This is a genomic window from Georgfuchsia toluolica (genome assembly GCF_907163265.1).
GTDB lineage: Bacteria > Pseudomonadota > Gammaproteobacteria > Burkholderiales > Rhodocyclaceae > Georgfuchsia > Georgfuchsia toluolica.
This window is the reverse complement of record NZ_CAJQUM010000001.1, coordinates 3,302,302-3,325,070: the sequence shown is the minus strand read 5'-3', so window position 1 is coordinate 3,325,070 and position 22,769 is coordinate 3,302,302. Positions and strand designations below refer to the sequence as shown.

The following is a 22,769-nucleotide window of genomic DNA, read 5'->3' as shown; positions in this document are numbered from 1 at the left end:
GACAGCGGGCGTTTTTTTTTTGGCAGTCTTGCTTATTTGCCCGATCGAGCATCGGGGCGATGCTATACAGATAGCAAAGGAGGACTAAATGATCCGCAATGTCGCTGTCGTGTTGCTGGTCGCGTTCTGCGTGGGTTGCGCGACGAACAAGCCGGCCAAGCCGGAGCGCAATGCCGGTGCGACCAGCATGCGCGTGGATGGTGCCAGCGTCGGTCGCAAGGTGTTGGCTGAGGTACCCGCGGAGTCGGCCATGGAGCGTTTCGAAATGCTTGACCGAAAGGGGCGTGAAATCGACTATGTGGCGTTTACCGACACCGACTACGGTGGCCTGCTATTTCTCGATAACAAGATATACGGTACGCTGTCGAAGCGCGATGTACGGGCGTTTTACAGCTGCCGCGGCTATGCCACCGCTACGCATTACCACTGGGCCCGCGATGCGCTGGACTGGTTCGATTCGCTGCTTGCCGCTGCCACCCCAGCCGAGAGCGCAACACTCGACTTTTCCGGCAAATCGACCATGCAGAGCGTGAAAGAGGTGGTAAGCAATCCGGTACTTTCGGATGTGCGCTCGCTGGTCGGCATGGGAACCAATCCATTCAGTATTTTCAGCAAGTTGAGTTCGGCCCACAGCAATATGGTCGAGCGCGAAAATTATGAGAAAACGCAGCAGGCCTTGCGTGCCTTGGAACCGGGCGACAGCGAAGAGAAGGTGGCGCAGATCGTGCGGCCCGAAGATGTTTCCTTCACCACCGACGGCATGGTGATGGCCTACCCCAAATATTCGCTGGACTTCTATGTGAACGGGGGCGTCGTGAAGGTGTTGCAGCAGCCTTCGTTCGACCGGTTGTCGCGACTGCATGCGGCGATCTTCTATGTCCCCAATCTGCGCTGGGATCAATGCACACCGCACAACTGGCGCCAGGCGCTGCCGGTGGACTGGCAGCCGCCGCCTAACGAAGAAGGCACAGCAACAACAGGCGAGGGCAAGAATCAATAACCCCACTGCGGCAGGGATGGATGCAGCGGCGTAGTATGGTGAGCGTCGACGTTTTCATGGAGCAACCCGACATGAAATCCTCTACCCGCGTCAAACCGCTTGCACCATCGGCCGCGGCCGGCCCGGTCGCCCTCCTGATCGCCACGCGCAAGGGCGCATTCATACTCAAGTCCGATCCGGCGCGGCGCACATGGACCAGCAGCGCACCAATATTTTTTGGTCATATCGTGCATCACATGGTGCTCGATCCGCGCGACCGAAAGACGTTGCTGCTGGCCGCGCGCACCGGCCATCTGGGACCAAGCGTGTTCCGCTCCGGCAATTTCGGCAAGACATGGGCGGAAGCGGCGCGGCCACCGGCATTTCCCAAAGCGGCGCCGGGTGAAAAGGGCCGCGTCGTCAATCACACTTTCTGGTTGACGCCCGGCCATGCCAGCGAGCCACGGGTCTGGTACGCGGGTACCTCGCCGCAAGGCTTGTTTCGCACTGAAGACGGCGGCGCGACGTGGAATCCGGTGTCAGGCTTCAACGATCATCCGATGTACCAAAAATGGACCGGCGGCGAACAGGACGGCACCCCTGACGGACCCAAGCTGCATTCGATCAACATCGACCCGCGCGATCCGTGCCATCTTTATATCGGCCTGTCGAGCGGCGGCGTGTTCGAGAGCACGGATCGTGGCGCAAACTGGCAGCCGCTGAATGCCGGTTGTGCGGCGGACTTTCTGCCCTTCCCCGACCCGGAATACGGACACGATCCGCATTGCGTGCGCCTGCATCCGCTGGCGCCAGACGTGCTGTACCAGCAGAATCACTGCGGCATCTACCGCATGGATCGGGCACTGGGGAAATGGAAACGCATTGGCATGAAAATGCCGAAGAAGATCGGCGACATCGGGTTCCCGGTCGTATTGCATCCGCGCGATCCGGACACGCTGTGGGTGTTTCCGATGGACGGCACCGCGGTGTGGCCGCGCACCAGTGTCGGCGGAAAACCGGCTGCCTACGTCTCGCGCAATGCGGGCAGAACCTGGCACCGCCTCGATGCCGGCTTGCCACCCAATCAGGGCTGGTTCACGGTGCTGCGCCAGTCGATGAGCTGCGATGCCCACGATCCGCCAGGACTCTACTTCGGCACCACGGGCGGCGAAGTCTGGGCCAGCCGGAACGAGGGTGAAAAATGGTCCTGCATCGCGCAACACCTGCCGCAGATCTACGCGGTCGAAGCCGTTGAGTTGGCGCGGTGAAAGTTTCCATTCCGACTCCGTTGCGTTCCTATACCGGCGAACAACGCGAGGTCGAGGCCGATGGCAACACGCTGGGCGAATTGCTCATCGATCTGGATCGCCGCTACCCCGGCATCCGCTTTCGCATGATCGACGAACAGGACGCCATACGGCGCCACATCCGCATCTGGGTGAATCAGGATCAGGCAGCCGCGCTGGACACGCCGCTGCGCAGCAGCGATGAGGTGATTATTTTCCAGGCACTCAGTGGCGGCTGATCGGCAGGCGATCAGGCATTGTTTTTCTTGCCGAAGCCGCCCAGCAATGCAGCGACGGGTTTGACCGGCCGCCGTGGCGGGGCGGCGGATTTGCTTGCCGCACCCTCGCCAGTTTTGCCTTCATAGGGTTTGCTGAAATCAAAGCCGTCGGGTGCGATAGTCGGCACATGCGCCGCAGGACGCGGCAGGGCCACCGAACTGCGCGGGCCATGCGGGCGGTGTTCTTCGCGTTCGCGAATATGCCCGTGGCGGCTGCGGCCGCGGACGCGGTCACGATCTTCGTGGTACACGGCTGTGCCAGGATCAAAATCGGGTAGCGTGACCTGTTCGATCTTGAACTTGATCAGCTTCTCGATATCGGCGAGGCGCGGTTTCTCTTCGGGGGCAACCAAGGAAGTCGCGTCGCCCCTCTTGCCGGCGCGGCCGGTGCGGCCGATGCGGTGAATGTAATCCTCGGCGGTATGCGGCAATTCGTAGTTGATGACGTGGGGCAGATCGTCGATGTCGAGGCCGCGTGCCGCGACGTCGGTGGCGACCAATACCCGCACCGTGCCGGCCTTGAAGGCTTCGAGCGCTTCGCTGCGCTGTTGCTGGCTTTTGTCGCCGTGAATGGCGGTGGCATTGATGCCCTGCCGCTCCAGCCACACCGACAGGCGGCTGGCGCCAAACTTGGTGCCGACGAAGACCAATACCTGCGACAGGTTCGATTCCTTGAGCAGATGCAGCAGCAGATGCCGCTTGTGATCGGCCGACACCATATGCACGCGGTGCGAGATGGTCTCCGACACCGTGTTGCGGCGCGCGACTTCGATCAACTGCGGATTTTTCAGCATCACGTCGGCGAGCTTCTTGATCTCTTCCGAGAAAGTGGCCGAGAACAGCAGGCTCTGCCGCGTTGCGGGCAGCATGGCGAGAATGCGCTTGATGTCGGGGATGAAGCCCATGTCGAGCATGCGGTCGGCTTCGTCGAGGACCAGCACTTCGACTTGCGCAAAGCTGACGCTTTTTTGCTGCACGTGATCGAGCAGGCGGCCGGGCGTGGCGACGACGATCTCGCGGCCTTCCTTGAGTTCGGCGATCTGTGGTTTGATATCCACGCCGCCGTAGATGCAGACCGAGCGCAGCGGCAGGTATTTGCTGTAGGTCTTGACGCTGTCTTCGACCTGGATCGCCAGTTCCCGCGTCGGCGCCAGGATCAGCGCGCGCACCGGATGACGGGCCGGGGAGGATGAAGTACTGGCGTGATGGGCGAGGCGTTGCAGCATGGGCAGAGTGAAGCCTGCAGTCTTGCCGGTGCCGGTCTGCGCGCCGCCCATCATGTCGAGGCCTTGCAGCACAATGGGAATTGCCTGGGCCTGGATCGGCGTCGGCTCGGTATAGCCGGCTTCGTGCACAGCTTTCAACAGTTCGGGCAACAGCCCGAGATCATCGAATGTCATCGCGCCTCCGCAGAGCCGTCTGCGCAAGCGCAGAGATACAGGACACCCCACCTTCCTCCCCCTCCAAGAGGGGGGAGGTAACCAATCGCCCCCGCCCTTGGGGCGGGGGAAGGGGGGTGGGCGCTGTTTTTCCCAAAGGGGGACACTTGTGTCCCCCTTTCCTTGGGAAAGGGGATAGGGGTAAGGCTGCCATAAATACTCCTGAATCGGCCCGTCCCTTGCGGGATACCGGTTCAGGCGGCGAAACTTTGTTGGGGGGTGAAACGAAGCCAGAACGGCCCAGAGTTTGCGCGCCAACCGGTGGGGCGCGACCCGCGCATTATACGGTGGGAGAGCTCTTGGCGGAAGAAATCGTCTTCATATGGGCTTTCAGCGTCGCCAGCAGGGAGTGGAGTTGATAGCGGTCCATCTCCTTCATGCCGTCGAAAAATTCGATGACCCATTTTTCGTAGATTATCGCCATTTTGGCGAACGCCTCGTGACCTTGCGGCGTGAACTTGACGATATAGGCGCGGCGGTCCTCTGGGTTGCCTTCACGCACCACGAGTCCCTCCGCCACGAGTTGGTCGGTGATGCCGGTGATATTGCCCCCGGTCACCATCATGCGTTTCGACAGTTCGCCCATCCTGAGGCCTTTGGGAGAGCGCTCCAGTTGCGCCATCAGGTCATAGCGCGGCAGCGTGATATCGAACTGGCTGCGCAGGCGGCTGCGGATTTGGCCCTGAATAAGGTTGCTACAGGCCTGCAGCCGCAGCCAGAGCCGCAGGGTATGGTGATCCTGTGACGTGGCGCGAGTTTCGGTGTCCAGCGTGTTGTTTTTGTCGTTCATGATGGGTCTCTCTTGGGGAATGAAACGATCCGGACAGTGTTGAGCCAACTCTTCCCCACGATAGTCGCATTTGAGAATTTTTAGAAGTGAAATGATTTGCCTTTAAGTAACACGAAGCAACCTTTCGGACAAGCGATTTGTTGTGGGATAGACTTATTGGTATACGTTCGGGATGGCGAAAATGAGAAAAGCCGTATTAGCCGTATTTCTGCTGAGCTTCGGAATTTCCCTGCATGCGCAGGAGGTGACCTTGCGCCACGCACTGAGCGCACGCAATCTCGACACCCTGTCGACGCTTGTTGTGCGCTTTAATGCCGCGCAAAAGGGCAAGGGCAAAGTGGTGTTGCAGGATATAAAAAGCGCCAATGATGGCCGCCATCTGCCGCACATGGCGCTGCTCGACAGCGACGACAGCATCACCTTCTTCGGCACCCTGCCGCGCTTCAAGCCGCTGTATCAGGCAATGAAGGAGTCCGGCGTGCCGCTTGATGCTGCCGGCATGTATCCGCAAATCGCCGAGGCGATGAGCGAAAAGCCGGGCCAGTTGCAGGCCCTGCCGCTGGGCCTGTCTTTGCCGGTGATCTACTGGAACAAGGAGCTGTTTCGCAAGGCCGGTCTTGCGCCCGATACCGCGCCGCGCACCTGGCACGAGGTGCAGACGGCGGCAGGGGCGCTTAATGATGCCGGCATTGCCTGCCCGCTGACTTCTTCGCGCTTCAGCTGGGTGCATCTGGAGAACGTCACCACGCAGCAGGGGCAGCCGATCTTCGGCCAATCCAATCGCGTGGCCCTGAACGGACTCATCAATGTCAAGCACATGGCCATGCTGGCGAGCTGGTATCGCAGTTCGTACTTCCGCTATTACGGCGCCCGCAGCGAAGCGGACGCGCGCTTCCTGTCCGGCGAGTGCGCCATGCTGACCGGCGAATCCTCGCTCTATGCCGACATCTATGCAGCGGGACGCATCAAGGCCGGTGTCGGCAGCTTGCCGTACTACGAAGACGAATATGGCGTAACGCCGGGCAACGTGGTACCGGATGGTGCGGGCTTGTGGATACTGGCCGGCAAAAGCAAAGAAGAATACAAATTGATGGCGCGTTTCGTCGCTTTCCTGATGCAGCCGGAAGTGCAGCGCGACTGGGTCAAGGGCACCGGCTACCTGCCGATGACGGCACAGGCAATCGCAGCGCTGCGCGAATCAGGCGCGCCGCCGGCGGTGCTCGACGCAGCCGCGCGCCGACTATCCATTCGCAGCGACAAGCCACGTTTGAAAAGCGGCGCCTTGCTGACGCGACTGCGCGACAACATCGGTGAACAGATCGAACTGGTCTGGCGCGACAAGATATCGGCCAAACAGGCGCTTGACGTCGCCATGCAGCGCGTCAATGCCATTGCAATTAAACAATAAGCGGTCAAGCCATGCCAAATCCTGCGAAAACGTTCGAGCGCAGCGAGCAAATTGGTAGCCGCCCCTTGAGGGGCGGATGGGTGGGGTGGGGCTTCAATTCGCCTTTCCGGCCAAACACCAAAGCACTTCATCGAACTCTCTCCTGTTTGGTTTCGGCTTGGCCGGTTTAGCAAATGTGGCCCTATCCGCGCCTAATCGTGCATCGCCTTGGCGGCGCCCTGGCGCCGGAGAACACGCTGGCGGGACTCGCCATTACCGCACGGCTTGGCTGCATGGGTGTTGAATTCGATGTCATGCTGTCGAAGGACGGCGTGCCGCTGGTGATTCACGACGAGACGCTGGAACGTACCACCAGCGGAACCGGTTGCGTCGCCGATCATGAGGCTGACATGCTGCGCCAGCTGGACGCCGGTGCCAAACACCATGCCGCTTTCGCCGGTGAAAAGATTCCCACCTTTGCCGAAGTGCTTGATGCCTGCCAGCGCCACGGCATCCTGCCCAATGTCGAAATCAAGCCGGCGCGGGGCTTCGATGTCGAAACCGCCGAAGCGACGGTGCGTGCCGTAACCGAACACTGGCGCGGCACCACATTGCCGCTGCTGTCATCGTTCTCCTATGCGGCGCTGGAGCGGGTGCGCGACATCGCCCCGCATCTGCCACGTGCGCTGGAGGTCGTCGAGATCCCGGCCGATTGGCAGGCCCAGGTGAGGGCACTGGGCTGTGTCGGCTTTCACGCGTCCGTCGAAGATAACGATCTCGAAATGTTGCGTGAATGCCGAAGTCATGGCCTGCAAATGGCGATCTGGACCGTGAACAACCGGCAGCAGGCCGAAGCGCTGTTTGCGGCCGGCATGGATGCAGTGTTCTCCGACCGCCCGGATTTGTTTCCGGCCGAATAGCGCGACTTGCGGCTGCTGTTTCGGCGGCACGGCGGCTTCCCACGGGGATTTCCGCCGGCCATCCCACGGGATTCGTTCCAGTCGTCCCATGGGATTCCCTCTGGTCATCGCGTAAAATCCGCGCATCGCCCATTGTTCATCAGCCCCGTCATGAAAAGCGCCGAGATCCGCAAGAAGTTCCTTGACTACTTCGCCTCCAAAGGCCATCAGGTCGTCGCATCGAGTTCCCTGGTACCGCACGACGATCCGACCCTGCTGTTCACCAACGCGGGCATGAACCAGTTCAAGGACGTGTTCCTCGGCTTCGACAAGCGGCCCTACACGCGCGCCACCACGTCGCAGAAATGCGTGCGCGCCGGCGGCAAGCACAACGACCTCGAAAACGTCGGCTACACCGCGCGCCACCACACTTTCTTCGAAATGCTGGGCAACTTCAGCTTCGGCGATTACTTCAAGCGCGACGCCATTCAATATGCATGGGAACTGCTGACCGAAGTCTTTAAGCTGCCAAGGGACAAGCTCTACGTCACCGTGTATGCCGAGGACGATGAGGCCTACGATATCTGGACCAAGGCGGTCGGTCTCGCGTCAGAGCGCGTCATCCGCATCGGCGACAACAAGGGTGCGCGTTATGCCAGCGACAATTTCTGGATGATGGGCGACACCGGCCCCTGCGGCCCGTGCACCGAAATCTTCTACGACCATGGCGCCGAGATTCCCGGCGGACTGCCCGGCACACCGGAAGAAGACGGCGACCGCTACATCGAAATCTGGAACAACGTCTTCATGCAGTTCAACCGCGACGAGGCCGGCGTGATGCATCCGCTGCCCAAGCCCAGCGTCGATACCGGCATGGGGCTGGAACGCATCTCGGCGGTGTTGCAGCACGTCCATTCCAATTACGAAATCGACCTGATGCAGGCATTGGTGAAAGCGGCAGCGCGCGAGACGAATTGCAGCGACATGGAGAGTCCGTCGCTGCGCGTGCTGGCCGACCACATCCGCGCCTGCTCCTTCCTGATTGCCGACGGCGTGATTCCGGGCAACGAAGGGCGTGGCTATGTCCTGCGCCGCATCATCCGGCGCGCGATTCGCCACGGCTACAAACTCGGTGCGCGCGCCGCATTTTTCCACCGCATGGTGAATGATCTTGTCGTAGAGATGGGTGATGCTTACCCGGAACTTAAGGACGGGCAGCAGCGCGTGACCGAGGTATTGAAACAGGAAGAGGACCGTTTTTTCGCCACCATCGAGCACGGGATGGCGATACTGGAATCTGATCTGGCCGAAAATTCGGGCAAGGTATTTAATGGTGAAACCGCATTCAAACTGCATGATACCTACGGCTTCCCGCTTGACCTGACCGCCGACATTTGCCGCGAGCGCGGCGTTAGTGTCGACACCGCTGCCTTCGACTCTGCCATGGCGCGGCAGAAGGAGCAGGCGCGCGCGGCAGGCAAGTTCAAGATGGCAACCAATCTCGACTATTCCGGGCCCACGACAACCTTCCACGGCTATGAGTCGCTCGAAGCCAAAGGCAATGTGCTGGCGCTGTACAAGGATGGCGCGGCGGTCAATGAATTGGATGAAGGCGATTCCGGCGTGGTCGTGCTCGACGCCACGCCGTTCTATGCCGAGTCCGGCGGTCAGGTCGGCGATCGCGGCGAGCTGCGCTCGACGCACGGCATCTTCGCGGTCGAAGACACGCAGAAGATCCAGGCCACGGTATTCGGCCATCATGGCGTGGTCAAGACCGGCAAGCTCGCCGTAGGCAACAGCGTCGCGGCACGCGTCGACGTGCAAGCGCGCCTGCGCACCATGCGCAACCATTCGGCCACGCACCTGATGCACAAGGCCTTGCGCGAAGTGCTCGGCCCGCACGTGCAGCAGAAGGGTTCGCTGGTTGACACCGACAAGACGCGTTTCGATTTCGCCCATACGCAACCGCTCGGCGATGACGAGATTCGTCGCATCGAGCAACTGGTCAATGCGGAAATCATCGCCAACAGCGCGACCGAAGCGCGCGTCATGGCCATCGACGAAGCGCAGAAGACCGGTGCGATGATGTTGTTCGGCGAGAAGTATGGCGACGAGGTGCGCGTGCTTGACATCGGTTCCTCGCGCGAACTATGCGGTGGCACGCATGTGAAACGTACCGGCGACATCGGCCTGTTCAAGATCGTGATGGAAGGCGGCGTCGCTGCCGGCGTGCGCCGCATCGAGGCAGTGACGGGCGATAACGCCCTGTCTTACGTGCAACTACAGCTGGCCCAGCTCGATGATGTCGCAGCGCAGGTGAAGACGCCGACAGAGGAAGCAGCAGCGCGCGTGGCGCAGATCGTCGATAGCGTGAAGGCGCTGGAAAAGGAACTGGCACGGCTCAAGTCGAAACTCGCGGCAAGTCAGGGTGATGATCTGCTGAGCGCAGTGATCGACGTGAAGGGCATCAAGGTGCTGGCGGCCCAGCTCGATGGCGCCGATGCCAAGGCCTTGCGCGAGACGCTGGACAAGTTCAAGGGCAAACTGAAGAGCGCGGTCATCGTGCTCGGCAGCGCCGCCGACGGCAAGGTGACTTTGATCGCGGGTGTGACGCCGGACCTCACGGCGAAAGTGAAAGCCGGCGAGCTGGTGAATGCCGTCGCCCAGCAGGTCGGCGGCAAGGGCGGCGGGCGGCCTGATATGGCGCAGGCCGGCGGCACGCAACCGGAACATCTTGCTGCCGCCATCGCTTCGGTCAGGAACTGGGTCGAGAGCAAACTTTAACGCGCATGGTCGCCAGCGCCAGCATCTAAAGATGAAAATGAGTAAAGGCAAATTGAACGCCCACCACCCCCATACCCCGCCCCGGGGCGGGGCTACTGATCAGCTCGCTGCGCTCGATACCACCATGCGCTCCGCTTCTGCTCTATCCCGTTAAGGGCGTCCCTCGATGCGCTTTTGTCCATTCTGTGCAGAACCGTTGGTCGATCTGCCGCTGGCAGGTCGTCAGAGGAGAGTGTGTGCTGACCCGCAATGCGGTTGGGTGCATTGGGACAATCCGCTGCCCGTGGTCGCGGCAATCGTCGAACACACCGATTCGGAGGGGAAAATTCTTCTGGCGCGCAATCGCGCCTGGGAGGCCGTTTTCTTCGGCCTCATCACCGGCTTCATTGAGCGTGGCGAATCGCCCGAAGAGGCCGCCGCGCGCGAAGTGAAGGAGGAGGTCGGCCTCGATGTTACCGCCACCTCACTGGTGGGCGTCTATGACTTCCAGCGCAAGAACGAACTCATCATTGCCTATCACGTCCGGGCGCAAGGCGAGATCGTGCTCAACGAGGAATTGTGCGACTACCGGCTGATTGCGCCGGAGAAACTGAGACCTTGGGATGCCGGCACCGGCCTGGCCGTGCGCGACTGGCTGGCACGACGCGGTTAACGTGAAAAAGCGGAACCAGTGCCCGGCGTGATATCGAGCGCAGCGAGCCAATTGATAGCCCCGCCTTGAGGCGGGGTATGAGGGTGGGGGGCGTTTAATTCGCCTTTGCGCATTTCTATCCTCAGGGGTAGCGCTGGCGACCCATATGCGCTAAGCGCCTGCCGGCGGTACGGTCTCGATGAACGAGGGGCGCTGCATCAACTTGTCATAGAGTCGCGTCAGATTCGGCTGCGCAGCGCGCCAATCGATGTCCGAAAAGCGGAAATCCAGATAGCCGAGCGCACAGCCGATGGCGATATCGGCGAGCCCGAAATGCGTGCCCATGCTCCAGGTGTTTTCGCCGAGGCGCTGTTCCATGGTCAGCAGGCTGCGTCCGATGACCAAATGATTGCGCTCGATCGCCGCGTTGTCGCGCACTTTGGCCGGACGCTGCGATTCCATGCGGATGGCGACCGCCGCGTCAAGCAAACCATCGGCGAGCGCTTCGCGGCATTTGACCTCGATGCGCTCACGATTCGGTTGCGGTGTCAGCTTGCTGTTGGGAGCGACGTTGTCGAGATATTCGACAATCACCGGCGAATCGAATATTGATGTGTCATCATCCAGCACCAGCACCGGCACCCGGGCCAGCGGGTTGTAATGGGCGACAGCCTCGCTATTTCGCGGGTTCTCAAGCACGAGTTCACAGTCGATTTTCTTTTCCGCCAGGACGACGCGGACTTTGCGTGCGTAAGGGCTGGTAAGCGTACAGAAGAGTTTCATTGCGTGTGCTGCGTCGTATGTCGATTTGCGTGTGGAGAGTATAGCATCGGCGCTGCAAGCGCCTTCCGCGGCATGTTGCCTGGGAGGCACATGCTAAAATTGCTTTACATTTACAAAGGTGTATTGATGTCCTCCAACCTTACCGCCCTGTCGCCGCTGGACGGCCGTTATGCCGCCAAAATCGAGCCGCTGCGCAGTCATTTTTCCGAATTCGGCCTGATCCGCAACCGTGTTCGAGTCGAGATCGAATGGCTCAAGGCACTGGCCGCGGAAAATGGACTGAAGGAGATCGCGCCGTTCTCGTCGGCAACGATTGCCGAACTGGATCGGATGGTATCCGCTTTTGCCGAGGCCGATGCGGAAGCGGTGAAGCGCATCGAGGCGCGCACCAATCACGATGTCAAGGCAGTCGAATACTGGCTGGTCGAGCGCTTTGCCGGTAATGCGGAAATCATTCGCGCGGCCAGATTCATCCACTTCGCCTGCACCTCGGAGGACATCAACAACCTTTCGCATGCCCTGATGTTGCGCGATGCACGCGCGCTGAACCTGCTGCCGCTCATCGGCAGCCTGATCGAAAAATTCCGCCGCCTCGCGCATGAGCATGCGGCGCTGCCGATGCTTTCCCGCACGCATGGCCAGACCGCGACGCCGACCACGCTGGGCAAGGAAATGGCGAACATCACGGCGCGCCTCCTGCGTGCGCGCGATCGCATTGCCGCCGTATCGCTCACGGCGAAGTTTAACGGCGCGGTCGGCAATTACAACGCGCATCTGGCCGCCTATCCTAATTTTGACTGGGAAAGCTTCAACCGCCGCTTCGTCGAATCGTTCGGCATCGAGTTTAATCCCCATACCATCCAGATCGAGCCACATGATGCGATGGCGGAACTGTTCGATGCCATCGCGCGCACCAACACCATCCTCATCGATGCCAACCGCGATCTCTGGCAATACATATCGCTGGGCTACTTCAAACAGCAGCCCAAGGCGGGTGAGATCGGCTCATCGACCATGCCGCACAAGATCAACCCGATCGATTTCGAGAATGCCGAAGGCAACCTCGGCCTCGCCAATGCGCTGCTGCGCCATCTGTCCGAGAAGCTGCCGATTTCGCGCCTTCAGCGCGACCTGACCGATTCGACGGTGCTGCGCAATATGGGCGTCGCCTTCGGTTACAGCATACTGGCCTACGATTCCTGTTTGCGTGGCCTCGGCAAACTCGAAGCCGATCCGAAACGACTGGCCGAGGATCTCGACGCGGCGTGGGAAGTGCTGGCCGAACCGGTGCAGACCGTGATGCGCCGCTACGGCATCGAGAATCCCTACGAGCAGTTGAAGGAGCTCACGCGCGGCAAGGGCATCGAACGCGATGCGCTGCACGCCTTCATCCGCGGCTTGGCGATCCCGGAGGCCGAGAAAACGCGCTTGCTGGCCATGACGCCGTCCAGCTATATCGGTAAGGCGGTGGAGCTAGCAGGAAGAATTTAAAATTAAAAAACCTCTCATCACAGAGAACACGAAGGACGCAGAGGAAGGCAAGAGCAACCTATAAAAGCGGGGGCTTTGGCCAAGTGTCAAGGATTTTGATTCCCTTTGTGTACTCTGTGGTGAAAAAGATTATCAGGAATCAATATGACTTTCGCCGACAATCTCAAGCAACTGCCGAAAATTTCGCATCTGGCGGCGATTGATCTGCTCGATGCGGAAGGCAACATGGTCGCCACCATTGAGAACAAACAAGGGCAGACCGGCTCGCTGATGGTGTACAACCATCTCGGTCAGATCTATGGTTCGATCACGCCGGAAGCGGCAGGAAAAGGCCTCGAACTCTATGCCGAGCATACGGAGGATGCGCGTGCCCATCCCGGCAAGCATCCCAACATCGACCGGCTGCTTGCCATTGAAGCCGGCGCAGGGGCCTTGCGCGTCAAACACCGATTCGCCACCTGATTCCAACGCGGGGGTTGACATTGGTACTAGGTAGAACTATATTGGTTCTACCTAGTACGAATTGCGTCGACTCCACATGTCCAAAACTGCCCGTCGGGCTCCGTTTCTTTCCGTCCTGCGCGAACTGACGCAGTGTTACCAGGCTTTCGAGCGTTATTCGGCGGCGCACATCCAGACGCTGAAGCTCACGCCGCCGCAGTTCGACGTCATCGCCACGCTCGGCAACACGCAGGGGATGACCTTCCGCGAATTGGGTGAGCGCACACTGATTACCAAAGGTACCTTGACCGGGGTTGTCGACCGGCTGGAGGCCAAAGGCATCGTGAGCCGCGAGAGTTGCCCGGAAGACGGGCGTGCGACCATCGTGCGCCTGACGCGCCAGGGCGATAAGATATTCGACCGGGCATTCCCGGCGCACATCAGCCATTTGCGCGAAGCTTTCGGGCAGGTTTGCGAACAGGAACTTGCTGTGCTGGAGCAAGGCCTCAGCAGTTTGCGAAAAGCACTCTCGGCCGCGGCCGATAATAAAAAGGAAAACCAATGATGGAACGCTACAACCCGGTTTCGATTGCACTGCACTGGCTGATTGCGCTGCTGATCTTTGGCGCTTTCCCGCTTGGCCTTTACATGGCCGACCTGCCACTATCGCCGCAAAAACTTCAGTATTACTCGTGGCATAAATGGGCCGGCGTGACGATATTTTTGCTTGTTCTGATCCGCATTCTCTGGCGCATTGGCCACAAGCCGCCGGCACCTGTACCGATGCCGCGCTGGCAGCGACAAGCGTCGGATGCCGTGCATTACATGCTGTATGCATTCATGATCGTCATTCCACTGAGCGGCTGGCTGTTGAGTTCGGCCAAAGGGATGCAGACCGTGTGGTTCGGCGTGCTGCCGCTGCCGGATCTGGTGGGCAAGAACAAGGAACTGGGCGAGACGCTGCATGAACTGCACGAAATGCTCAATTACGGCATGCTGCTGCTGTTCGGTCTTCACGTAGCGGCGGCGCTCAAGCACCAATTTATCGACAAGGATCATCTCCTGTCGCGCATGAATCCCTTTGCCAGGACATAGGAGGTGATATGAAATCGTTATTGGCCTTTATGGCGGCGGCCGCGATTGCCTGCGGCGCAGATGCCGCTGAGTTGAATCAGGTGGCGGCGGAGAAAAGCCACATCACGTTCGTCGGCAAGCAGATGGGCGTAGCGGTGGACGGAAGTTTCAAAAAGTTCGATGCCCAGATATCGATTGACCCGGCACGGCCGGAGGCCGGCAAGGCGCGGGTGGACGTCGATCTGGCGAGCATCGATGCCGGCAGCAACGAAGCCACGACTGAGGTAAAAGGAAAGAATTGGCTGAACATAGCCATCTTTCCCAAGGCCAGCTTCCTCGCCAGCAGTGTCAAGCCGCTCGGCGCGGGCCGTTATGAAGCCCGCGGTACGCTGAGCATCAAAGGCATCAGCCGGAATACCGTAATTTCGTTTTCGATCCGCAATGAAGGCCCCGGTAGCTGGCTGGAAGGCGGATTTGTTTTGCCCCGCTTGCAGTTCAAGATCGGCGAAGGCGAATGGGCGGATACGAGTACCGTCGCCGATGATATTCAAGTGAAGTTCAAGCTGTTTCTTTTCCCCAAGAAGTAGCCCCAAAACCCCAAGGAGATAATGATGAAAAAACTGTTTTCCACAATTGCACTGTCCGCGGCATTGATTACATCGGTTGCACCCGCTTTCGCCGCACCCGTCACCTATAACCTCGATCCAAGCCACACCTACCCGAGTTTTGAAGCCGACCACATGGGCGGTCTGTCGACCTGGCGCGGCAAATTCACCCGCAGCTCCGGTACCGTCGTTCTGGATGTTGAGAATAAGACCGGTACGGTCGAAGTCAACATCGATACGGGCTCCATTGATTTCGGCATGGCGAAGCTGAACGAGCACGCCAAGTCAGAGGAAATGTTTGATGTGGCCAAGTATCCGACCGCTACCTACAAGGGCAGGTTTACGAAGTTCGATGGTAACAAGCCCGCTGTCATTGTAGGGGATCTGACCCTGCATGGCGTCACCAAGCCGGTCACGCTACAGATCAATCAGTTCCTCTGCAAACCGCATCCCATGCTCAAGAAGGAAGCCTGTGGCGCCGATGCGCTGGCTACCCTCAATCGCAAGGATTTCGGCATTGCCTATGGCGAGGGGTACGGCTTCAAGATGGATGTCACCTTGCGTATCCAGGTGGAAGGATTACGCGCAGACTAAACATGGTTCGGCGCCAACAAAAAAGCCCGTTTGCGACGGGCTTTTTTGTTGGCCGTGACTGTGCATTCAAGCAGCTTGCTGTAGTACCGGCTCCAGCAATTTCTTCAATTCGCCGGAAGCATACATTTCGCTGACAATGTCGCAGCCGCCGATGAATTCGCCGTTGACATAAAGCTGCGGAACCGTCGGCCAATTCGCATACTCCTTGATGCCTTGGCGAACCTCTTCGTTGGCAAGCACATTCACGGCCGCAAAATCCTTGACGCCCGATGCTTTCAACATCTGCACTACTTTGGATGAAAAACCGCATTGCGGAAACTGTGGAGTACCTTTCATGAACAGCACGACCGGTTTGGAGGTCACAGTCTCGCGAATCAACTCTTGCACGCCCATTGGGAATCCCCATTTAATTGCCGACTGAAATAGTCGGGCATAAGTGTAGCGGCAAAATTGGCGCTGCGTCAACTGTGTTCATACCAGCGCTTCAGCCGGGCCGTGCGAAATACCAGGGTCGAAAGCGCCGTTACCAGCGCCACGCCGCCAAGAATCAGCACCAGCCTCAATACAGGCTGCCCGGCTTCGAATCGTGCAGCAACCCGCTCCACCAGTGTTCGCACCCATTCGGCAGCGCCGAGGAGAAGAGCTGTCTGGACCGTGTATGCAGCCCAGCGGCGGCGCACGAACACCAGCCCGATAATCACAAGAGCGACAGCCACCATGATGAGATTCCCTTCTCGCAGGAAATGGGCCCCAAGCACGATGAGGCTGAGCACCACGGGCAAGAACAGAAGTCCGGTCAAATTATTTTCTCCTATGGCATTGCAATTTTACCGGCACATTATCCGGTCTACTGAAAAAAATATGGCCATCCGCAATTTATAGCCATTTGACATGATGCAGCGCATATAGCATAGGCAAAAACTTCGCGTTACAGAATCGGTGCGATGCTCCACCGGCTACTGCTCTTGTCCTGACTGGCTAGCTTAACGAAATAAAACAAGCGCCAATTGCGGATTCTCAGTTATTGATATGGACCGATTATCGCCACATAAAGTTCTTGTTCTGCTTGCGCTTATCTAAAATTTATATTAGAAGTATGGGCAGTGGGTGGAGCGGTTCAGCGGGATTTTCGAATCTACCCATCAAAATGAGCGGCGCTGCATTAGTTGCTGCCTCTCATAGAGTTTTCTGTTTATGACAAAGCCAGACGTAAAGCCTGAATGTCATGCCAAAGGGATGATTGTATGTCACAACAAGACCTGGAGTTACGCGAGAAATTTCTCTTTACATTGGAATGGCTACTGGCGGTAACAGAACGCTACACTGGCCATGTTCAATTCGGTCTTATCCATATCGATTTTGTAAATCCCAGGGTGCTCGGTGACGCATTCGGCGCACAAGAAGCGTCGAAAAAACTTGATGAGGTTTTGCATTGCTTAAGCAAATCCTTCCGCAAGACTGATTTGGTAATGCGTGACGGGGTTGATTTCTGGATTCTGGTGCCTTATACGGCGGCCGACGGGAGGCTTGCCGAGAAAGTCAAGGACATCATCGAAATCGCATCGCAAAGTGGCCTTCATCTCGTAGAACGTGATATTTCCATTTTCTCATTGCCCTTTAATAAACGTGAACTGGAGCAAAACTGCTCCGCCACGGAATTTCTCGCACACCTCAAGAAAAATCATATTGCGCTCGCGAATCACGTCATTTCGCTACCGCCAGGGTCAACCTTTAGTACAATGGCCAAGGCGAGAGCTTGATAGTCACTTTTTTCAGTTGACTACCCGCGACTCCCTTCTTTAGCGGCCTGCTAATCGTCGAGGTTCCATCCCGACCAGCCCGACTGAATAATCATTCGGGATATGTGGTATTGGCCGAGCTGCGGCCGTGGCACATCAGTCCCAAAGCATTTGGCATCGCGTAATAGAAAATCAATCACACATTACGGATACCCAAAAATAGCCGCCCGTACGGGGCGCGTCAGAAACCCTGATCGGGAAACGCGCTTACCTCGCTGCCGCCTTGCGCCACGGTTTGTGCAAGTCCTGCAGCCGAACTGGCGACGTGGCTGAAATAAAACTGGGCCAGTGCGATTTGCGAGCGGTAATAGTCCGCATCGGTACTGCCCGCCTGGATGGCCTTTGCGGCGGCAGTCGTGGCGCGTCCCCACTGCCAGGCGCCACAGACAACGCCGGTCAGATGCAGGAAAGGTACGGCCACGCCCAATGCCGCGCCCATGTTGCCCATGCCGGTAACCAGCAAACTGTGCCCACCCTTGCCCAGCGTGTCGATCGCATTTTTCAGTGCGGGCGCCAGCGCAGCGGCTTCGGGCAAAGGTGCCGCCGCCAGCGCTTCGGCATCACGCAGCATGGTGCCGATCAGCAGTTTCAGGCTCTCGCCTCCGTCGCGCGCCAGCTTGCGCCCGAGCAGGTCGAGCGCCTGGATGCCGGTGGTGCCTTCGTAGATGGTGAGAATGCGCGCATCGCGCAGATGCTGCGCGGCGCCTGTTTCTTCGATGAAACCCATGCCACCGTGAATCTGTACGCCAAGCTGGACCGACTCATTGCCGATCTCGGTGCTCCACGCCTTGACCACTGGAATCAGCAGATCGACCAGCGCCTGGCTTTGCTTGCGGGCCTCTGCATCGGCGTGGTGCAGCGCCCTGTCGAATTGGGCCGCCACGGCATAGGCCAGCATGCGCGCGGCCTGGGTACGCGATTTCATCAAGAGCAGCATGCGCCGCACGTCGGGGTGGCGGATGATGGCAACGTCATGCTCGCCGCTCACGGCATCATGCCCCTGTATGCGTTCGCGCGCATAGGCCAGTGCTTGTTGATAAGATCGCTCGGCGACGGCGATGCCCTGCAGGCCGACGGAAAAGCGCGCCTCGTTCATCATCACAAACATGTGTTCGAGGCCGCGGTTGGCGCTGCCCACCAGATGGCCGACCGCCCCGCCTTCATCGCCGTAGGCCATGACGCAGGTCGGGCTGGCATGGATGCCGAGCTTGTGCTCGATGGAAACGCATTTCACGTCGTTGCGGGCGCCAAGCGAACCATCAGCATTGACGAGGAACTTCGGCACCACGAACAGCGAGATGCCCTTCACGCCGGGCGGCGCATCGGGCAGGCGCGCCAGCACCAGATGGATGATGTTTTCGGTGCAATCGTGTTCGCCATAAGTGATAAAGATTTTCTGCCCGGAAATGCGGTAGCTGCCGTCGGGTTGAGGCTCGGCGCGCGTGCGCACGGCGCCGAGGTCGGAACCGGCCTGCGGCTCGGTCAGGTTCATGGTACCGCTCCAGGTGCCGTCGATCATCTTCGGCAGGTACTTGTGCTTGAGTTCGGTGGAGGCGGTGCGCAACAAGGCATCAATGGCGCCGAAGCTCAGCAGCGGCAGTAGCGAAAAAGCAAGGTTTGCCGATTGCCACATTTCCTGCAGCGGTGTGGCGACTATCTTGGCGAGATTTTGTCCCCCGAATTCCTGCGGCCCTGCAACGCCGGTCCAGCCCGCTTCGCGGTAGGCGGCGTAGGCATCCTTCCAGCCCTTGGGCGTGGTGACGACGTTGTTCTGAAGACGGCAACCCTCGCGGTCACCGCTGCGATTGAGCGGGGCGAGCATTGCGGCGGCAAATTTACCGGCTTCCTCGAGAATCGCAAACGTGACATCTGCCGTGATTTCCTCCTGGCCAGGAAGAACGGCGACCTCGCCGAGGTAGCCCATGTCTTCGAGAATAAAGCGCATATCGCGCAAGGGGGGGGTGTAGTCAGCCATGACAACTCCTTTTCGGCTATGTGCCGGATGACGCAGTTTACGCCGGAAGCCGCCGCTTCGACATGCGCGCTGGATTTTTCCCGGTCCCGGCCGGCTGCCACGCCGGCACCAGATGCTTCTTGCCGCTACCGATCAGCTCGGCCCGGCCCATCTGTTTCAGCGCCTCGCGCAGGACGGGCCAGTTGGCCGGATCGTGATAGCGCAGGAAGGCCTTGTGCAGCTTGCGCTGGCGCGCACCGCGCGCGACCATGACGTTCTCCGATTCGGCCGCTACTCTGTGCAGTGGATTTTTCCCCGTGTGCCACATCGCCGTGGCCAGTGCCAGCGGCGTCGGCAGGAAAGTCTGCACCTGGTCGAGACGGAAGCCGTTTTTCTTCAGCCACAGCGCGAGGTTGAGCATGTCCTCATCAGTCGTGCCCGGATGTGCGGCGATGAAGTAGGGAATCAGGTACTGCTCCTTCCCGGCTTCCTTCGAGTAGCGGTCGAACATCTGCTTGAATTTGTCATAGCTGCCGATGCCCGGTTTCATCATTTTCGACAGCGGCCCCGGCTCGATATGTTCGGGTGCGATCTTGAGATAACCGCCGACATGATGCTGCACCAGTTCCTTGACGTATTCCGGCGCGCGCACGGCGAGGTCGTAGCGCAGGCCGGAGCCGATCAGCACTTTTTTGATGCCGGGCAGGGCGCGCGCCTTGCGATAGAGCTGAATCAGCGGTGCGTGGTCGGTGTTGAGGTTGGCGCAGATGTCGGGATAGACGCAGGAAAGCCGTCGGCAGTTTTCCTCGATCTTCTGGTCCTTGCAGGCTAATCGGTACATGTTCGCGGTCGGACCGCCGAGATCGGAAACGATGCCGGTAAAGCCGGGGGTCTTGTCGCGGATTTCCTCTATTTCATGCAGGATGGATGCTTCGGAACGGCTCTGGATGATGCGCCCTTCGTGTTCGGTGATGGAGCAGAAAGTGCAGCCGCCGAAGCAGCCGCGCATGATGTTCACCGAAAAACGGATCATCTCCCAGGCGGGAATCCTGGCTTCGCCATAAGCCGGATGCGGGCGGCGCGCGTAGGGCAAGGCAAAGACGTAATCCATCTCTGCCGTGGTGAGCGGCAGCGGCGGCGGATTCAGCCACACGTCGCGTTCGCCGTGCGCCTGCACCAGCGCGCGCGCATTGCCGGGATTGGATTCGAGATGGAATGTGCGCGAGGCATGCGCATACAGCACCGGGTTGTCCTTGACGACTTCATACGCCGGCAACCTTACGACGCTATGCGCGCGCGCATCCTGGCGAACCGCAAGCCGCTCGTTTTTCGACAACACTCGAATTGGTTGCGCAATAGTCCGAACCCTTCCCCCTTCCCCCTTCTCCCTTCCCGGCTCTTCCATGACATACGGATCGGCATGCCTAAGCAGCGCCCCCGGCGTGTCGACACTGCTCGAATCCGCCTCCACCCATGCGTCCGATGGACGCCAGCCGCGCGGCACCATGAAGGCGCTGCCGCGCAGGTCGCGAATGTCCTCGATGCGCTCCTTCTTCGCCAGCCGATGCGCGAGTTCGATCAGCGCGCGTTCGGCATTGCCGAAGAGCAGCAGGTCGGCCTTGCTGTCGGGCAGCACCGAGCGCCGCACCTTGTCCGACCAGTAATCGTAATGCGCGATGCGGCGCAGCGAGGCCTCGATGCTGCCGATCACGATATTGGCGTCGGGAAAAGCCTCGCGCGCGCGTTGCGCATACACGACCACGGCATGGTCGGGGCGCCGGTCGGGCGCAGCATCGGGCGTATAGGCATCATCGGAGCGCGGCTTGCGGTCGGCGGTATAGCGATTCACCATCGAATCCATATTGCCTGCGGTGATGCCGAAAAAAAGATTCGGCTGGCCGAGCCGCCTGAAATCCTTGGCCGAATGCCAATCGGGCTGGCTGATGATGCCGACGCGAAACCCTTGCGCTTCAAGCAGGCGCCCGACCAGGGCCATGCCGAAACTCGGATGATCGATGTAAGCGTCGCCGGTAACGACGATTACATCGCATGAATCCCAGCCGAGCGCTTCCATCTCCGCGCGCGTAGTGGGCAGGAAAGGTGCGATGCCAAAGCGCTTGGCCCAGTAGGGGCGATAGCTGTTGATGGGTTTTGCAGTATTCATCGCGGCCAAGTATATTCGTGAACCCCTCTGCTTTCCGCCGTATTTTCCAGCCTTTGCAATGGCTTCAAACCCTCATTACGACCATGGTCTGCTCTGGCGCGCGCTTGCCGTGTCGCTGCTGCTGCATGCCGTGTTGTTGCTGCAGCCAGGGCCGGGCCCTATGTCATCGCGTTCTTCCACCGGACCCTCGCTGCTGGCCCTGCTACGGCCCAAGGCGCTGCCTCCGTCGACGCCGGCAGCGGCGAAGGCTCCGCCAGCGCATGCGGCGCCCGCAGCGATGCTGGCGCGCGAAGTTCCCGCTGCAGCGGCGCGCGAGGTCGCTGTCGCCGCGCCCCCGCAACAGGGCATGGCGGAAACAGTTGCCGCGCCGACCGGGAGTGCGGGCACCTCAAGCAAAGCGTATGACAACAGCACTGCGGCAGCGGCCTCTGCCGGCGATGCCGGACTCGACTTCGCCGAAGCGCAAAAATCCTATGTGTTCGCGCTTGCCGCCGAGGCGCGACGGGTCAGGAAATATCCGCCGCGCGCCTTGAGCGCAGGATGGACGGGAACGGCGCAGATCCGCGTGACGATCAAGGCGGGCGGCAATGCGCAGGCGCCGCAGTTGCAGAAGTCGAGCGACTATGTCGACATCGACAATGCAGCGCTGTCGTTCGTTGGCATTGCCTTGAAACGAACTCCGGTGCCCGAAAATCTGCGCTCACGAAATTTCGACTTTATATTGCCCGTCAGCTTCACCATCAATGACGAGTAGTTGCCTACTCGCGCGGCTCTAGCTCCAGCGTGCGAAACCGGTACTGCCCTTCGCGCCGGTCGGCAAAATAGTGCTCCAGCGTGAGCTGCACGGTGCGGAAGGCGATCTCGTCCCAGGGAATTTCGTCTTCGCGGAACAGCCGCAATTCAATGGTTTCCTCACCCGGCGCGAAATCGAGGTCGAGCAGTTCGGCGCGATAGAACACATGCACCTGACTGATGTGCGGCAGGCTGATCATGGTCGACACATCACCGAGCGCGACGCGGGCGCAGGCTTCTTCCAGGGTCTCGCGCAGCGCCGCCGCGGCCACTGATTCGTCATTTTCCATGAAGCCGGCCGGCAGCGTCCATTTGCCGTAGCGCGGTTCGATGGCGCGCCGGCACAGCAGCACCTGATCGCCCCAGATCGGCATGGCACCGACCACCAGTTTGGGATTGCGGTAATGAATGGTCTGACAGGCATCGCAGACATGGCGCGGCAGGCTGTCGCCGGCGGGCACCTTGTGGCTTACCTTGGCGCCGCAAACACTGCAATAATTGATTTCGGGATCCATGCCCGATTCTAACCGCGCCGCGCAACGCTTCAAATACAGCATAGGCAAAGAGCGGAATAGCGGCCCTTCTTGCCACTCTGCTCG

23 protein-coding genes are annotated in these 22,769 nt (G+C 59.6%); 15 read left to right on the top strand and 8 right to left on the bottom strand.

Annotated elements, in window-relative coordinates; translation table 11 throughout:
* The first annotated feature begins 88 nt into the window (after nt 1-88).
* From K5E80_RS15735 to K5E80_RS15725, 3 genes are all read left to right on the top strand, one after another.
* Nucleotides 89-1,000 (top strand): hypothetical protein, encoded by a 912-nt coding sequence (locus K5E80_RS15735; protein WP_220637048.1) that lies wholly within the window; start codon nt 89-91, stop codon nt 998-1,000.
* Nucleotides 1,001-1,071: 71 nt separating this feature from the next.
* Nucleotides 1,072-2,247: a sialidase family protein gene (locus K5E80_RS15730; protein ID WP_220637047.1), complete on the top strand. Its 1,176-nt coding sequence runs from the start codon at nt 1,072-1,074 to the stop codon at nt 2,245-2,247.
* A complete protein-coding gene (locus K5E80_RS15725; protein WP_220637046.1) occupies nt 2,244-2,504 on the top strand; it encodes a MoaD/ThiS family protein in 261 nt (86 codons plus the stop codon). Before K5E80_RS15730 ends, K5E80_RS15725 begins: the two co-directional genes overlap by 4 nt.
* 11 nt (nt 2,505-2,515) lie before the next feature.
* Here K5E80_RS15725 and K5E80_RS15720 read toward each other — a convergent pair whose 3' ends face one another.
* The gene (locus tag K5E80_RS15720; protein ID WP_220637045.1) at nt 2,516-3,943 is read right to left on the bottom strand and encodes a DEAD/DEAH box helicase; all 1,428 of its coding nucleotides are present in this window, start codon (nt 3,941-3,943) and stop codon (nt 2,516-2,518) included.
* A gap of 319 nt (nt 3,944-4,262) precedes the next feature.
* A complete protein-coding gene (locus K5E80_RS15715; protein WP_220637044.1) occupies nt 4,263-4,772 on the bottom strand; it encodes a MarR family winged helix-turn-helix transcriptional regulator in 510 nt (169 codons plus the stop codon).
* Nucleotides 4,773-4,953: 181 nt separating this feature from the next.
* Here K5E80_RS15715 and K5E80_RS15710 point away from each other — a divergent pair, with 181 nt between their 5' ends.
* From K5E80_RS15710 to K5E80_RS15695, 4 genes are all read left to right on the top strand, one after another.
* The gene (locus K5E80_RS15710) at nt 4,954-6,180 is read left to right on the top strand and encodes an extracellular solute-binding protein (RefSeq protein WP_220637043.1); all 1,227 of its coding nucleotides are present in this window, start codon (nt 4,954-4,956) and stop codon (nt 6,178-6,180) included.
* A gap of 173 nt (nt 6,181-6,353) precedes the next feature.
* A complete protein-coding gene (gene ugpQ / locus K5E80_RS15705; RefSeq protein WP_220637042.1) occupies nt 6,354-7,079 on the top strand; it encodes a glycerophosphodiester phosphodiesterase in 726 nt (241 codons plus the stop codon).
* 150 nt (nt 7,080-7,229) lie between these two features.
* Nucleotides 7,230-9,842 carry an alanine--tRNA ligase gene (gene alaS / locus K5E80_RS15700; protein ID WP_220637041.1) on the top strand — a complete coding sequence of 871 codons (2,613 nt, stop codon included), beginning with the start codon at nt 7,230-7,232 and terminating at the stop codon, nt 9,840-9,842.
* Nucleotides 9,843-10,074: 232 nt separating this feature from the next.
* Nucleotides 10,075-10,494 carry an NUDIX domain-containing protein gene (locus K5E80_RS15695; RefSeq protein ID WP_220637040.1) on the top strand — a complete coding sequence of 140 codons (420 nt, stop codon included), beginning with the start codon at nt 10,075-10,077 and terminating at the stop codon, nt 10,492-10,494.
* Between the two features lie 150 nt (nt 10,495-10,644).
* Here the strand turns inward: K5E80_RS15695 and K5E80_RS15690 are convergent, their stop codons facing one another.
* Entirely contained in the window at nt 10,645-11,256 is a 612-nt protein-coding gene (locus K5E80_RS15690) for a glutathione S-transferase N-terminal domain-containing protein (protein ID WP_220637039.1), read from the bottom strand.
* A gap of 126 nt (nt 11,257-11,382) precedes the next feature.
* Between K5E80_RS15690 and purB the strand changes: the two genes are divergently transcribed.
* From purB to K5E80_RS15660, 6 genes are all read left to right on the top strand, one after another.
* On the top strand, nt 11,383-12,747 hold the full coding sequence (gene purB, locus K5E80_RS15685) for an adenylosuccinate lyase (RefSeq protein ID WP_220637038.1): 1,365 nt from the start codon (nt 11,383-11,385) through the stop codon (nt 12,745-12,747).
* 144 nt (nt 12,748-12,891) lie between these two features.
* On the top strand, nt 12,892-13,209 hold the full coding sequence (locus tag K5E80_RS15680) for a DUF2322 family protein (RefSeq protein WP_220637037.1): 318 nt from the start codon (nt 12,892-12,894) through the stop codon (nt 13,207-13,209).
* A gap of 76 nt (nt 13,210-13,285) precedes the next feature.
* Complete coding sequence (locus tag K5E80_RS15675) at nt 13,286-13,753, top strand: MarR family winged helix-turn-helix transcriptional regulator (RefSeq protein WP_220637036.1); 468 nt, start codon at nt 13,286-13,288, stop codon at nt 13,751-13,753.
* Complete coding sequence (locus K5E80_RS15670; RefSeq protein WP_220637035.1) at nt 13,750-14,283, top strand: cytochrome b; 534 nt, start codon at nt 13,750-13,752, stop codon at nt 14,281-14,283. Before K5E80_RS15675 ends, K5E80_RS15670 begins: the two co-directional genes overlap by 4 nt.
* 8 nt (nt 14,284-14,291) lie before the next feature.
* Nucleotides 14,292-14,849, top strand: a complete 558-nt coding sequence (locus tag K5E80_RS15665; protein WP_220637034.1) for a YceI family protein — start codon at nt 14,292-14,294, stop codon at nt 14,847-14,849.
* Between the two features lie 24 nt (nt 14,850-14,873).
* Nucleotides 14,874-15,461, top strand: coding sequence for a YceI family protein (locus K5E80_RS15660; protein WP_220637033.1), 588 nt, complete (start codon nt 14,874-14,876; stop codon nt 15,459-15,461).
* 66 nt (nt 15,462-15,527) lie between these two features.
* On the opposite strand, the gene grxD is transcribed toward K5E80_RS15660, so the two are convergent.
* The gene (gene grxD / locus K5E80_RS15655) at nt 15,528-15,854 is read right to left on the bottom strand and encodes a Grx4 family monothiol glutaredoxin (protein WP_220637367.1); all 327 of its coding nucleotides are present in this window, start codon (nt 15,852-15,854) and stop codon (nt 15,528-15,530) included.
* A 68-nt stretch (nt 15,855-15,922) separates the two neighbouring features.
* The gene (locus K5E80_RS15650; RefSeq protein ID WP_220637032.1) at nt 15,923-16,261 is read right to left on the bottom strand and encodes a hypothetical protein; all 339 of its coding nucleotides are present in this window, start codon (nt 16,259-16,261) and stop codon (nt 15,923-15,925) included.
* Between the two features lie 444 nt (nt 16,262-16,705).
* Between K5E80_RS15650 and K5E80_RS15645 the strand changes: the two genes are divergently transcribed.
* Nucleotides 16,706-17,221 carry a diguanylate cyclase domain-containing protein gene (locus tag K5E80_RS15645; protein ID WP_220637031.1) on the top strand — a complete coding sequence of 172 codons (516 nt, stop codon included), beginning with the start codon at nt 16,706-16,708 and terminating at the stop codon, nt 17,219-17,221.
* A gap of 220 nt (nt 17,222-17,441) precedes the next feature.
* On the opposite strand, the gene K5E80_RS15640 is transcribed toward K5E80_RS15645, so the two are convergent.
* Nucleotides 17,442-19,235, bottom strand: coding sequence for an acyl-CoA dehydrogenase family protein (locus K5E80_RS15640; protein WP_220637030.1), 1,794 nt, complete (start codon nt 19,233-19,235; stop codon nt 17,442-17,444).
* Nucleotides 19,236-19,272: 37 nt separating this feature from the next.
* Nucleotides 19,273-21,378 (bottom strand): YgiQ family radical SAM protein, encoded by a 2,106-nt coding sequence (locus K5E80_RS15635; protein WP_220637029.1) that lies wholly within the window; start codon nt 21,376-21,378, stop codon nt 19,273-19,275.
* Nucleotides 21,379-21,436: 58 nt separating this feature from the next.
* Here K5E80_RS15635 and K5E80_RS15630 point away from each other — a divergent pair, with 58 nt between their 5' ends.
* Nucleotides 21,437-22,132 carry an energy transducer TonB gene (locus tag K5E80_RS15630; RefSeq protein ID WP_220637028.1) on the top strand — a complete coding sequence of 232 codons (696 nt, stop codon included), beginning with the start codon at nt 21,437-21,439 and terminating at the stop codon, nt 22,130-22,132.
* A 4-nt stretch (nt 22,133-22,136) separates the two neighbouring features.
* Here the strand turns inward: K5E80_RS15630 and K5E80_RS15625 are convergent, their stop codons facing one another.
* On the bottom strand, nt 22,137-22,673 hold the full coding sequence (locus K5E80_RS15625; RefSeq protein ID WP_220637366.1) for an NUDIX hydrolase: 537 nt from the start codon (nt 22,671-22,673) through the stop codon (nt 22,137-22,139).
* Between the last annotated feature and the right edge of the window lie 96 nt (nt 22,674-22,769).

Coding starts and splice junctions, on each gene's coding strand:
- K5E80_RS15735 (WP_220637048.1), top strand. CDS start 89: ATGATCCGCAATGTCGCTGTCGTGTTGCTGGTCGCGTTCTGCGTGGGT.
- K5E80_RS15730 (WP_220637047.1), top strand. CDS start 1,072: ATGAAATCCTCTACCCGCGTCAAACCGCTTGCACCATCGGCCGCGGCC.
- K5E80_RS15720 (WP_220637045.1), bottom strand. CDS start 3,943: ATGACATTCGATGATCTCGGGCTGTTGCCCGAACTGTTGAAAGCTGTG.
- K5E80_RS15715 (WP_220637044.1), bottom strand. CDS start 4,772: ATGAACGACAAAAACAACACGCTGGACACCGAAACTCGCGCCACGTCA.
- K5E80_RS15710 (WP_220637043.1), top strand. CDS start 4,954: ATGAGAAAAGCCGTATTAGCCGTATTTCTGCTGAGCTTCGGAATTTCC.
- ugpQ (WP_220637042.1), top strand. CDS start 6,354: ATGTGGCCCTATCCGCGCCTAATCGTGCATCGCCTTGGCGGCGCCCTG.
- alaS (WP_220637041.1), top strand. CDS start 7,230: ATGAAAAGCGCCGAGATCCGCAAGAAGTTCCTTGACTACTTCGCCTCC.
- K5E80_RS15690 (WP_220637039.1), bottom strand. CDS start 11,256: ATGAAACTCTTCTGTACGCTTACCAGCCCTTACGCACGCAAAGTCCGC.
- purB (WP_220637038.1), top strand. CDS start 11,383: ATGTCCTCCAACCTTACCGCCCTGTCGCCGCTGGACGGCCGTTATGCC.
- K5E80_RS15680 (WP_220637037.1), top strand. CDS start 12,892: ATGACTTTCGCCGACAATCTCAAGCAACTGCCGAAAATTTCGCATCTG.
- K5E80_RS15675 (WP_220637036.1), top strand. CDS start 13,286: ATGTCCAAAACTGCCCGTCGGGCTCCGTTTCTTTCCGTCCTGCGCGAA.
- K5E80_RS15670 (WP_220637035.1), top strand. CDS start 13,750: ATGATGGAACGCTACAACCCGGTTTCGATTGCACTGCACTGGCTGATT.
- K5E80_RS15665 (WP_220637034.1), top strand. CDS start 14,292: ATGAAATCGTTATTGGCCTTTATGGCGGCGGCCGCGATTGCCTGCGGC.
- K5E80_RS15660 (WP_220637033.1), top strand. CDS start 14,874: ATGAAAAAACTGTTTTCCACAATTGCACTGTCCGCGGCATTGATTACA.
- grxD (WP_220637367.1), bottom strand. CDS start 15,854: ATGGGCGTGCAAGAGTTGATTCGCGAGACTGTGACCTCCAAACCGGTC.
- K5E80_RS15645 (WP_220637031.1), top strand. CDS start 16,706: ATGTCACAACAAGACCTGGAGTTACGCGAGAAATTTCTCTTTACATTG.
- K5E80_RS15640 (WP_220637030.1), bottom strand. CDS start 19,235: ATGGCTGACTACACCCCCCCCTTGCGCGATATGCGCTTTATTCTCGAA.
- K5E80_RS15635 (WP_220637029.1), bottom strand. CDS start 21,378: ATGAATACTGCAAAACCCATCAACAGCTATCGCCCCTACTGGGCCAAG.
- K5E80_RS15630 (WP_220637028.1), top strand. CDS start 21,437: ATGGCTTCAAACCCTCATTACGACCATGGTCTGCTCTGGCGCGCGCTT.